This is a genomic window from Nitrosomonas sp., assembly GCA_031316255.1.
Taxonomy (GTDB): domain Bacteria; phylum Pseudomonadota; class Gammaproteobacteria; order Burkholderiales; family Nitrosomonadaceae; genus Nitrosomonas.
The window spans coordinates 3,034,794-3,047,014 of sequence record JALDQW010000001.1 but is presented as its reverse complement, the minus strand read 5'-3'; the positions used below and the strand labels follow the sequence as shown (position 1 = coordinate 3,047,014).

The 12,221-nt window shown below is 47.4% G+C and carries 7 protein-coding genes and 3 pseudogenes; 4 read left to right on the top strand and 6 right to left on the bottom strand.

Annotation, left to right across the window (positions count from 1 at the left end):
- Positions 1-560: 560 nt before the first annotated feature.
- Both MRK00_13540 and MRK00_13535 read left to right on the top strand, forming a co-directional pair.
- Positions 561-1,790, top strand: a complete 1,230-nt coding sequence (locus tag MRK00_13540; GenBank protein ID MDR4518391.1) for an IS701 family transposase — start codon at positions 561-563, stop codon at positions 1,788-1,790.
- A gap of 45 nt (positions 1,791-1,835) precedes the next feature.
- The gene (locus MRK00_13535) at positions 1,836-2,072 is read left to right on the top strand and encodes a hypothetical protein (protein MDR4518390.1); all 237 of its coding nucleotides are present in this window, start codon (positions 1,836-1,838) and stop codon (positions 2,070-2,072) included.
- A gap of 71 nt (positions 2,073-2,143) precedes the next feature.
- On the opposite strand, the gene MRK00_13530 is transcribed toward MRK00_13535, so the two are convergent.
- The 3 genes and pseudogenes from MRK00_13530 to MRK00_13520 form a co-directional block, all read right to left on the bottom strand.
- Positions 2,144-3,904, bottom strand: coding sequence for an ABC transporter ATP-binding protein/permease (locus MRK00_13530; GenBank protein MDR4518389.1), 1,761 nt, complete (start codon positions 3,902-3,904; stop codon positions 2,144-2,146).
- Complete coding sequence (locus tag MRK00_13525; protein ID MDR4518388.1) at positions 3,901-5,301, bottom strand: aminoglycoside phosphotransferase family protein; 1,401 nt, start codon at positions 5,299-5,301, stop codon at positions 3,901-3,903. The genes MRK00_13530 and MRK00_13525 overlap by 4 nt, the downstream gene beginning before the upstream one ends.
- Before the next feature lie 198 nt (positions 5,302-5,499).
- Positions 5,500-5,876: pseudogene (locus tag MRK00_13520) on the bottom strand (integrase core domain-containing protein).
- Between the two features lie 84 nt (positions 5,877-5,960).
- On the opposite strand from MRK00_13520, the pseudogene MRK00_13515 reads away from it, so the two are divergent.
- Positions 5,961-6,130, top strand: a pseudogene (locus MRK00_13515) (IS256 family transposase).
- 143 nt (positions 6,131-6,273) lie between these two features.
- On the top strand, positions 6,274-7,758 hold the full coding sequence (locus MRK00_13510; GenBank protein MDR4518387.1) for a S9 family peptidase: 1,485 nt from the start codon (positions 6,274-6,276) through the stop codon (positions 7,756-7,758).
- 125 nt (positions 7,759-7,883) lie between these two features.
- On the opposite strand, the gene MRK00_13505 is transcribed toward MRK00_13510, so the two are convergent.
- The 3 genes and pseudogenes from MRK00_13505 to MRK00_13495 form a co-directional block, all read right to left on the bottom strand.
- Complete coding sequence (locus tag MRK00_13505) at positions 7,884-8,462, bottom strand: YfiR family protein (GenBank protein MDR4518386.1); 579 nt, start codon at positions 8,460-8,462, stop codon at positions 7,884-7,886.
- A gap of 76 nt (positions 8,463-8,538) precedes the next feature.
- Positions 8,539-10,407, bottom strand: coding sequence for a TonB-dependent receptor (locus MRK00_13500; protein ID MDR4518385.1), 1,869 nt, complete (start codon positions 10,405-10,407; stop codon positions 8,539-8,541).
- A gap of 394 nt (positions 10,408-10,801) precedes the next feature.
- Positions 10,802-11,972 (bottom strand): annotated as a pseudogene (locus tag MRK00_13495) (IS3 family transposase).
- Positions 11,973-12,221 lie beyond the last annotated feature (249 nt).

The window sequence follows — 12,221 nt, the reverse complement described above, 5'->3', positions numbered from 1 at the left end:
TTGTCGGACTTGTGTTGCTACGGTAAACATGCGCCCGAATACGGCTACATCGTTATACCCTATTAAATTTTTACAAGAAGCGTTTACACTCATCCAATCTCTACCAAATTAACCATATTTTCCATAAAGCAATACAAGATTGCCAGAAGCAGGGCTTCTGTTCAAGTGATATGGACTTGAATGATAATTTGGCGGTGAAAAACACAATATGTGGAGTTATTGCTAGTAAGCAACCCATAAAATTCGAACTTTACCCCGATTTCAATGCGCATGAATTGATATGTCGCAATCATCAGTCAGACACCATTATCTAAAATACTTCTGTTTAATTCTACTTTGTCAGATTCAAATGACCCCAAAAGTGTATCAAACTGATGTATAATAACACTTTGTTTAATAATTATTAATCACGATCATGTCGTGAAAATACTAAACGGTCACTCCAATTTGCCCTTCAGGGGCTTCCAGAAGCGCTTAGCGCACATTTATCGTTATTTTCATCATTTTTTGTATCGGCGACGCGCGATGCGTCAGCGACATTCTATGGCTACCTGCGTGGACTGTTTCAATCTGAACGAGCAAATATGTTACGCATGGGCGAAGTCAATGAAGTTGACCACCAGGCGATGCAACACATGCTGACATCAGACGCGATTGACTGGAATGGATTTGGCGAGCAGATTGCGATTGAGACGGATGCGTTGTTGGGTGGTTCTGCTGCTGTTTTGATTATCGATGAAAGCGCTTTTGCGAAGAAAGGCGAATCATCAGCAGGTGTTTCCCGACAATGGAATGGCCGTCTTGGTAAGGTAGACAATTGTCAGGTTGGTGTATTTGCCAGTTTGTGCCAAAACAGCATGGCCAGTTTGATTGATGCGCGCCTGTATTTGCCACAACATTGGATGAGCGATTCGGATCGTTGCAAGAAAGCAGCAATACCTGAGGCATGCCAGTATTATCAAAGCAAATGCGAGATTGCATTATCAATGATCGAAACAGCCAAACAACGCGGTGTGCGTTTTGGTTATGTCGGCATTGATGGCGGCTATGGCAAGGATCCTGCTTTCTTGCGTGGTGTTGATAAACTTGGCTGCACATTTGTCGCTGATGTTCACTGTCGGCAGATGGTTTATCTTGAAGACCCAAAACCGGGCATTCCTGCCTGGAATAGCCGTGGCAGGCAACCGAAACGCCTGAAAGCACAATCTGAGGCGATACGTGTTGATCAATGGGTATCAGAGCAGCCGGATGCAGTATGGCGGCGCATTAAACTGCGCGAAGGCGAGAAAGGTATGCTGGAAGCGGAATATCTTCATGCATTTGTATGGGTATGGGATGGCAGCGAGAAACAAGCGCATCGCTGGCACTTGCTGGCAAAGCGGGAGGTTGGCGCTAGCGAAATATCGCATTATAGCTTATCCAACGCGTCACTTGAAACACCGTTACAGCAACTGGCGCAAGTACAGGCGCAGCGTTTCTTCATTGAGCACAGCTTTCATGAAGCAAAAAGCGAATGTGGCATGGCTGATTATCAAGTGCGCCGGTGGGATGCATGGCATCATCACATGGCGCTAGTCATGCTGGCAACGCTATTCTTGGTCAAGCAAAAGATGCTTGGGCGCAAGCAATGGCCGATGTTATCCTTCAATGACCTGGTGACCGCATTAGCGCACATGCTGCCAAAAAGACAACTTACCACCGAGGATCTGGCAGATGTTATTCATAAGCGGCACCGGCGACGGCTCAGCGCTAAAAAGTCTTTTGCTAGGCGAAAAGTGGCTTTTGGGTAATCTGACAAAGTAGAATTAAGCTATGATATGTAAAAAGGTGTAGAAATGACTCAAAACATAGTTCTGGAATCTGAAATAAAGTGTCCTGAATGCGGTTTTAAGAAAACAGAAACAATGTCTACCGATTTTTGTCAATGGTTTTACGAATGTGAACAGTGTCGTACACTCTTGAAACCAACGACCGGTGATTGCTGCGTGTTTTGTTCCTATGGCTCAATTCCGTGTCCACCTATTCAGTGTTCAAAAAACATCAAAAACCGGAATTGTTGTAATGAAAAATAATTGCCACATCAATATACTACGTATATCGACTTTGAAGGGACTATCAGGTCAAATTCGGTTCAAGTAAATCTTCAAGCAGCGGTTACCAGCACTTTGCCAGCAGAAACACGAATCTTAATGCGCGCCCACTTCATGACTTCCGGCTGATGAGTGACTATGATGCAAGTCCTCTCCCGGCTGATTTCGCCAAGCGCATTGAGAATAATCCGCGCAGATTCTGCGTCGACGTTTGCAGTTGGCTCGTCAAGTATAATAATGGGCCGATCAAGCAGAAATACCCGCGCCAGAGCCAGACGCGCACGCTGTCCTCCGGAAAGATTGGCCGCGGCCTCACCGAGTGCGCTTGACAATTCGTCGGGCATTTCTGCTACAGTCTGCTTTAAGCCAACCTGCTCCAAAGCCTTCCAGATTGAATCATCTGAACACGGTGTACCCATGCTGAGAATTTCGCGCACACTGCCAGCCAGCAAGTGGATATCCTGCACCATGACCGCAAACTGTTCGCGTAATGAACGCAACCGGATACGGTCCACAGGTTTGCCATCAAGCAATATACAACCGCCATCAGGGTCATAAAGACGCAGCAACAACGACAATAATGTACTCTTTCCCGCCCCACTCCCACCAACCAGTGCACAGATACTACCAGCCGGAATGGTAAAGTTGACATGTTCCAGCACAGGTGGACGGGATTTATCCGCAGCAGCCTGCGGGTAAGTGAAACTAACATCGCGAAACTCGATCTGACCAGTGACCCGCTCGACATCCTCAGCCTGTTCATGATCCTGAACAGTCGGACGGAGAGCCAACAAGGCTAACAGCTGTTCGCCGCGAGTCAGGCCCTTGACCACTGTAGTCGCCAGAGAATTAATTTTCTCAACGGGTCGCATCAGTTGCGTCATATAAGCGATGCACACTGTCAAACTGCCGATGGTCAACACGTCTTCCAGCACCAGCAGCGCACCGCCTGCGGTAATCAGGGTCAGAGCGCCTGCTTTTACCGTCTGCAAAGTCCGCTCCATGCCTGAAGTTACCAAGACCTGCTGGACGCCAGCGGTTACACTGACCCGGTTAATGTCATTGAAGCGCTGACGCACATATTCTTCGTGGGATTGAACCTGGGCAGCAGCCAGACCGCGCATTGCCTCCTGGGCAAAACCGGCAACCTGGCCTTCAGCCTTACGCTTGGCGTGAGATGCCATGCGCATCGGCCGGGCAAAACGCATGGTCATGAAGATAATCACTAGCGTGATAACAGCAGCAACCAATCCCAGACGTGGCTCCATCAAACTCATGATAATCAGGGTAAATAAACCGCTGAACAGGAACTGCACGGCCTGGGGCATGGCACGCGTTAAAAGCTTGGAGATATAGCGAACGTCGTCGACGATACGAACACCCAGCTCCCCGCTGCGTTGATTAATATCAGTGCGCAACGTACCTGACAAAGCCTGAACATGGGCCAGTGCGCGTTGACGCAGATCAAGCATGAGCTGTTCATCGATACGGGCATTGATACGTGACTCCCATGCGATCAATTGCGCCCGCGCCCAGGCCAGAAGAATGGCCGCCAGTGCAAGTACAATCACCAGCGCAGACATGTTTGACTGTAACGGGCCGAGCATGTTGGCCCAATCCGGTGGAGTCCGCGTCACCAAAAGATCATCGATAATGATTTTGAGTGGCCATGGCGCCAGCAGTAACGCGCCAATTGAAAGCAGCGTACAGGTATAGGCGAGCAGCAAGCGGCCGCGTTGACGCCAGACATTAGGCCCAAACTCTGCCAGCAGCCGTCGAAGTAATGCCGGTGTTGAAATGTAAGGATCGCTCATGAGCGGGCTCCGGTCGTTTGTTTCGATTCCGCCAACAGATCATACTGCTCTACCGTATGCGCCAAATCCAGCAACACAGCCACTGTTTCTTGCAGCGCGGGCAACTGCTGGATATGAGCACGATAGGTTTTGGCGATCAGCTTGTTGCGAATGTGCCAGTTGAGGTTGGCAACATCGATCCGCCAATCAATATGACGGGCGTAAGCCAACAGAAAAATACGCGCCAGTTTTACATTGTCAGCACGTTCGCCGTCAATCTGTAACAGATCGACGACAAAATCAGCCAGATCCTGTGTCGGGTCGCCGCAGTGAAATTCATCAAAATCGAACAATGCAATACGGTTATCAGCCACACCAAGTTGGCGCAAGTGAAGATCATTGTGAATCAGGCAGTTTTCGGGCGCGATAGCCCGTCTGGCATCGTTTGCGACTTGTTCAGCAAGTGTCGACAGGCGATGCCTGTATTCGGGGAAAGCGCGCTCAAGCTTATCGAGTTTTTTGGCAATCTCCGTTATATGATGCTCATGGGCAAGCAGCTCACATTCGGCGCCAGAATCACGATGGAAACCGGCTAAGGCAATGGCAATGCGCTCCAGTAAAGGTAAAGGATTGCTGTTTTGCAGCGCCTCCGTCATTGGCGTCACGGACAGTCCTTGCTGCCAAATCAAATTGAACTGCGGCAACCAGCCGAGCGGGCGGCCTACCAGGAATCGGTCCGGTTCGTCGCAACCGGCCTGCCAATGATGCATAATGCGTTGAGATATAATCCGGGCCTGGTCATCGGCGAATGTCTTGCCATAGATCTCCGGCCAACACACGTCACCTTTACCATCGTTCAACCGGTACCGAATCATACAGCGTTGTTCTGGACGGTAATGAACCACTTCGGCCTGCGCCTCAAGTTTACCAGAAGGTGCAGCATCGGCAGATTCGAGCTGTTGCCAAGGTAACAGATCAAGTACAGTTTCACTGTTCATCAACCGGCTTAACCAGGGCATGGCCGGATCGGAAGGAAAACACCACAACAACATATCGTGGTCGGCCAGGTAATGAACCTGATGACGTTGCGATTCGAGCAATGATGCATGAACCGCGTTACCGCGGCCGTCCAGATAACCCTTGGCCAAAACGATGACGGGTGCTTTGCTGCTATCGAAGCTGAGCAGGTAGCTCACGCTGAGAAACGCCTTGCGCGTTGAAGCAGGTTTACGATAGGTCTTATATCGGGTGTACTGGATCTGACAGTCGGTAATCGCCACTCCGTCAAACAGCCGGTTACTGAGTAAACTGGACATGCATTTCTTGTCCAGCATCAGGGCCAGTTCGTCTGGCACCGTTGCATCGGAAAAAATCTTGGCACCCGTTTCTGAAAAAGTACGGGTAGTTAGGGACTTCAAATCTATTCCTCTAGTAGCCTGTATTCAGGCCGGTATCGTTCAGTAAATATGAATCATGCACATATTCTGCGGCATGCTTAACTGGGCATCCAGCCTTGTCGGTTTGGTTTATTGTCAAAGCTAAAAAACATTTTTTCATAAAAATGAAATCACGAAAAGTGAATCGGACCGGTTTTTTCGGAGGCTTTTTGGTTTGGGTCAGACCACAACAGCCGATTCTTCCCATTGGCAATAATAAGCCTTTTCAAATTCAGCCGGTGGAATATTTCCGATTGGCTCCAACAACCGGCGATTGTTGAACCAATCAACCCATTCCAGAGTGGCGATTTCGACTTCATTAATGCTGCGCCAGGGGCCGCGATGTCGAATGACTCCTGTTTTGTATAATCCGTTAATCGTCTCGGCCAGCGCATTGTCATAAGAATCACCGACACTGCCAACAGAGGCCTCAATATTGGCTTCGGCCAAGCGTTCCGTGTAGCGAATTGACAAATATTGACTCCCTCGGTCACTATGGTGAATTAGCCCTTCGAAATCTCGCCGCGCCACAATGCTTGCTCCAATGCGTCGAGCACCAATTATGAGTCTATCAGGCTACCAAAGGTGGGTTGAGGGTTGGGAGAATAACTCCTAAGCTACCTGTCCAAAAATTGGGGCCCACTTCTACCAAAGGTGGATCTCCGAATGCAAACAGTTTGTTGTAACTCTGTTTGTCGTCATCAAAAACGCCAGCAAAAAGTGGACAATGCCAATACTAAACCGGAATTTGACATTATCTCAACTTGCGATATATTTTGAGGGTCGTTTGGATGCGGCGCTGGATTTGTAAATTCATCACCGAGCTCATATCGCCGCTGAAAACGACCGTCGATTCGGTGATCGTTTGATGTGGCTCAACAAGGTAAGCGCATTCGGTGCTTTCGGTTGACACAGAATCATGAACACCCTCTTTTTAAGTTAAGGATATCAACATTGCATACCCCAAACGGTTTACTCCACTTTCTATGCGCGCTTGTTTTTTCAGCCGCCTGCGTTCCTTCTTCAACGTTTGCCACCGCCTTGCTCACGGAAAAAATGGAGCTGTACCTTCCATGGCTCGAATATAACGGACAAACCTGTTCCGCTCTGCTGAATCCGGAGAGTAACAATGGGCTGGTTTTTCAACTGGCGGGCTTTGATACTTGTGGAGATAACGTGCCTCCCGGTGCACTTGCCACTTTTGACGGAAATGATATCGCTGTCCCACTGGTCAGTTATCGAAATGAACTGTACAGCGCCACCTTAAATCACGAAGGCAACGGCAGCTTCCGGGTAACGCATGTGGCCAAACTGAGGATGCCCGAAGGCCGGGGCGCTGTTCTGTCGGTGGCGCTGGTTGAAACCAGGACTGTCGACCAGATTGTTGCCGAATACCCGCTTGCAGCTTTGGCAGGTCTCGAATTTCGTTACGACGTGGCGTTATACCGGGTCAGTTATCAGACGCTGGATGCCTTCGGCAATCTCACTGCCGCATCCGGCATCATCGGCGCACCATTGGGAATCCCTGCAGGCGCACCGCTGTTAAGTTTTCAGCACGGCACCATCAGTGACCGCGCCAGTGCGCCCAGTGTGAATCCGAAAAAAACCGGCGCCGACCTGGCATTGACTCTGATGGGTTCCAGAGGATATTTGACGGTCGTGCCGGACTATCTGGGATTCGGCGAGAGTACCGGGCTGCATCCGTTCATGCATGCCAAATCACTGGCCTGGTCGGTCATCGATCTCATCCGGGCTGCACGGTCGCTGGCTGCCGGCAACCGCTATCCACTTAACGGCCAATTGTTTTTGGCGGGCTATTCCGAAGGTGGTTATGCCACCATGGCGGCGCAACGCGAAATGGAAACACATCATGCCGATGAATTCACTATTACCGCCTCAGCGCCCATGGCGGGTGCATACGATTTGTCGGGAACAATGTTGCAACAGGTTTTATCGAACGATCCGCTGCCAAGGCCAATGAACTTTGCCTATTTACTGCTCGCCTATAACCATATCTACAGAATCAATTATGCGGTTCATAACCTGCTGGCCGGTGGTTTCGATACGGCCCTGCTTGAAGTGTTCGACGGCAGTCAGGACAGTGACGCCATTAACGCTTCACTTCCCAGCCTGCCCAGCGAACTGTTCTCAACCAATCTTCTGGCTGCACTCGAAAGCGATTCATTCCATCCATTTAGAACCGCGCTGGAAAATAACGATGTCTATCGCTGGAAACCCATCTCGCCAACCCGGCTCTATCATTGCCTCGACGACGACCGTGTGCCCTATGAAAACTCAAACGTTGCAATTGATTTCTTTACCGCAGCCGGTGCGAATGTTGAGCTGGAAACGCTTTTTTCCGGCAATCATATCGACTGCGCGGTGCCCGCCCTGCTCAATGGCAGCACCTGGTTTGATACGTTGGTTAAGTTTCCGTAACATGTAGAATCTATTCAAGAACTCGATCAAGAGATGCGCTATATGGCAAAATAGAACGAAAAACTGAAGCAAACGGTATTCGGCTGTACGTGACCAGATCAGTTAATGGGCGATTCCTATTTTCATCATTCATATACCTCACTAGCTAAACGCAACAACGCCGCGCCAAGTCTCAATCCGGCTTTACGAACCATTTTCAAATTTACGTCAAAAACAATTTTATCACCGGAAACTCTCATATTGAGCATAATGCCTTCCTGAATGGCGCCCGGATTATCGGCTAACGTTAGAATAGATTTATTTTCTAGTTGATTGATAATATTTCTCAAAGTAGCGATATAGTAACGGGAGATAAATACAACGTGACAATGTGCCAGATCATTAAAATCATTGATATCCTTAATTACGAGATTATGCTTGTTAATCTGTTTATGCCTTATATGATGCAAATAATCTCCATAAGAATGCTCGCCGTAGAAGCAAAGAACGAGATTGTCTTCTATATCATCAGGCCATGTCGTAAATGCTGCAAAATTATAGATAAAAGCAGTTTTTAATCTATACTCAGTTACTTCGTTCGCTAACACGAATTTAGTATGCATTAACAAAACAAGAATCAGCAACAAAACAGTTAGCGTTTTTGGAGCATCTTTCTCCAGATGGACACGCAATGGAGTTACTCTCCTAAATATATCTTCTGGCATAATTACTGATTAATTTGAACTTGTTTTGCTTTCTTTACACTAAACAACCAAGAATGCATTTGATCGGCATAAAAATTCAAAAATGGAAATCCAGTTTAAAGCGTACAGTCCGGCCAGGCTGAATAAAACTGTTTTGCCAGTTGCTTTCTGCAGCTGGATGCCTGTAATTTTCATTAAATAAATTATAGAGACTTAATGATGCCTGCAGCTCCTTAATCCATTTAACATCTGTCCATAAATTAAGATTGGAAAGCAAATAATCTTTAGTCTTTGTGCCGTCAAAAGTTTTTCGTTCACTGTTGTATTGCAATTCATAACCCGCCCGCAACCCGCTCATCAACGGAATCGGGAACGAAAAATTCACCTTGCCCAGAAAATAGGGTGAATTGACACGTTGCACACCTCCTTGCTCAGCATCTTGAAATCCTAAACTGCTACGAAGCCGGACTCCTTTATCCCATGTTTTATCAAACGATAACTCTGCTCCTCTGGCTATGACTTTGTTTTGATTCTGCTGATACTGAAGCAATTCAGTGATTGGATCGACGCCTAATGTAATGATGTTGTGCATACGCCATTCATAGATCGAAGCACGCAAATTCAAGTTATGTTGCGGGCGATAATCTGCCACAAATTCTGCCGTATCAATCCATTCACTATGCAATCCAGGATTGGCTACCTGAGAAGCACCATCATCAAACTCGCGCTCGAATGCATTCGGCGAACGGTGGGCACGGCCGTATAGCGCTTTCAATGTTGTTTTAGGTGTGGCTTGCCAAATCAATGCGCCACGTGGACTCAACCGGCTTCCAATCCATTTGTTGTAGTCATAACGCAATCCAATTGTTGCTGAAAGTGTATCCGTCATGCGCCATTCGTCCTGAAGAAATACACCGATGCGTACAACAGAGCTTCGGATATTGACATTTTGTTCAGGACTTATAAAATTTTGAAAAGTGGCTGTTTGTCTGATGCGCGTGTTGTTGTGATATTCAACACCCATGAGTAATTTATGGTGGGGCAGCGCAGTGGAAAGCAATCGTAATTCCCCGCCATGCCAATCGCTTGGGCCTTTAACCGTCAGTTTCTCATCACTAAAAAAAACCGGCTGGCGGAAACGGTATTGTCCTAGAAATACCCTACCAAATATATTAAGCGTATTGTTGGCAAGATTGTCGTCATACTGGATTTGTGCGCGCAAATGACGGTCGTTTACATTGACATCTGAGAATGGGTCACTAAAAAATGATGCAGTGGGGTCATCTTTGCGTCGATTACCGTACATAAAATCAAAAGCAAGTGGCCCTCGAGTAACACGCGCAAATGCCTGTTTGATATCTTCTCCATCCTGACGGCGCGCCACACCTGAAATACCGGCATCGCCAAACTCGAAGAAACGGTCTGCACCGCGCGCCTGTAAGCCTGAGAAAGAAGCAATCGCATTAGTGCCATTATCAAATTTTTTCCCGAAAGTAACGCGTTCCTGGAACATTCTTTCCTTGGTTTGATAGGAAGTTGACAACTCCACACCCTGCACATCGGAACCATTACGTGTAATGATGTTGACCACGCCCAGCATGGCATTTTGTCCATATATGGCACTGCTTGGCCCTGGAACAAATTCAATCCGGTCAATCATGTCGATATCCAGCGGCAGGTCACGTCCGACTGGCCCTTGATCGTAAGTGCCATCATTAATTCGGTTGCCGTTAATCATAATCAGGACGCGCGTATTGAAATCCCCTGGTATACCCAGTCCACGCGTTCCCAGGTATTCATATCGATAATCATAGGTCGCATGAATTCCAGGCAGGCTGGCCAATGCTTCATTAACAGTACGCCAGCCATATGTTCGTATATCGTTGCGAGTAATCACACTGGCAGAAGCGGCGACCTGTTCCTGTTTCTGTTCATATTTTGCAGCAGTCACAATTCTGATCTCCATCAATTGTTCCAAGCTCAAATCTTCCAACTGAGATGCCGTAGAAACGGGAGAATATATAATCAGGCTGACAAAGAAAAACAGTAAAACGAGAAAATTATATGAAAAGGGACTACTGAAATTTTTTCCATGCCTGGGAAAACTGTTAATAAAGAACATTATTTTAGAAAAGAGATATTATAAATTCAGACAAAGCCGACCTAAGAGAATTCATAGAAATGACACAAAACCCGGGATTATCAACTAATAATATGAATTCATAAAATATCATGTATTTGTATAAGAAAGATGGGCTCGCCTGAAAAAATGATCGCCTTGCCGCACACTCACCGGCATTCCCGCACACATGTAACAACATTGATTATCTGATCTGGTCAAGTAAAACCGAACACCTCAGTTAAGCAACTTTCACCTTTTTTGCAGCTTCTGTTTCATATCGGTTTGGACTTTTGTAATCCAGGTATGAATGCAGTCTCTGATTGTTATAAAACACAGCGATATACTGCAAAATGTCTTGCTGTGCGCCATAGCGGGTTTGGTAGTGTCGCCATTGGCAACGTTCCCGCTTGAGGCTGCCAAAGAAGCTTTCAGCCACCGCGTTGTCCCAACAATTTCCCAAGTGGCTCATGCTGCCAACAAAACCGTGTGTTTTTAGCAAGTTGCGGTATGCTTTGCTGGCATACTGTGTTCCACGATCCGAATGCACTATTAGCCCTTGTGGTGGTCGGCGCAGAGTAATGGCCATTCTCAACGCATCACATACCAGGCTCGCTTTCATCCGTGAACTCATGCTCCAGCCAACCACTTTTCTGGAAAACAGATCAATGACGATCGCCAGATACAACCAGCCTTCCTGTGTCCAGATGTAGGTTATGTCGCCAACGTAAGCTTGAGCGGCCTGGCAACAGTAAACTGACGATCCAGGTGATTCTCAAACACCGGTAACTGATGATTACTGCCGGTCGTCACTTTGTATTTTTTTCGGTGTCGTACCTCCACACCAGCCTCGCGCATGAGTTTCCTCGTCTTCCAGCGGCCAACAGGGTAACCCAATGCATTCAGTGCCCGTTTCATTCTGCGTCTGCCATAAGTGTAATCGCATGATTTGGCGATATTTCTTACTGCATCAATCAGTTGCTTGTGACCCAAATCATCGGGTCGATTCCTGCGACGCTGCTCACAGCCATAGTATGCACTGCGGCTGACACCCATTAGTCGACACATCGCGCCGACCGGATAGGTCTTCTTCTTTCGGGTGATGAACGAATATTTCACTTCGTTTCTTTCGCAAAGAAGACCGCCGCCTCCTTTAATATCTGGTGCTCCAGTTTGAGTTGCTTGACCTAGGATTTAAGGTTTCTAATTTCTTCCTGATCTGGTGTCAGCTTTCCATTGCCTCGGAATGCCTGTCCATTGTCATCAGCCTGACTTTCCTTGATCCACCTGCCGAGCATACCTGCATTAATTTCAAGGTTCCTGGCCACCTCTGCTATCGTCAATCCCTGATCTACAACCATACTAATGGCATCCAGTTTGAATTCTTTTGTGTATTGTCTTCTCGTTTCCATTTCTTCCTCCAATTAAGTCTATTCTCTCTTAACTGGAGTGTCCGGATCTATTAAACCACATCAATCGTATTCTTTAGCTTCATCTTACAAAAAGAACGCGTCTTGCAATTACACACAGGATAAAAACCCGCATAAATTCCATCCCAATTTGCATCTGTCATATCCGCCATCCTCAGGTGAATTAATCACCAGTGTTGCGTTGATCGACAACACGCATGACAACGATGTCTCATTGACGTTGCACTGCCC

Coding starts and splice junctions, on each gene's coding strand:
- MRK00_13535 (MDR4518390.1), top strand. CDS start 1,836: ATGACTCAAAACATAGTTCTGGAATCTGAAATAAAGTGTCCTGAATGC.
- MRK00_13530 (MDR4518389.1), bottom strand. CDS start 3,904: ATGAGCGATCCTTACATTTCAACACCGGCATTACTTCGACGGCTGCTG.
- MRK00_13500 (MDR4518385.1), bottom strand. CDS start 10,407: ATGGAGATCAGAATTGTGACTGCTGCAAAATATGAACAGAAACAGGAA.
- MRK00_13505 (MDR4518386.1), bottom strand. CDS start 8,462: ATGCCAGAAGATATATTTAGGAGAGTAACTCCATTGCGTGTCCATCTG.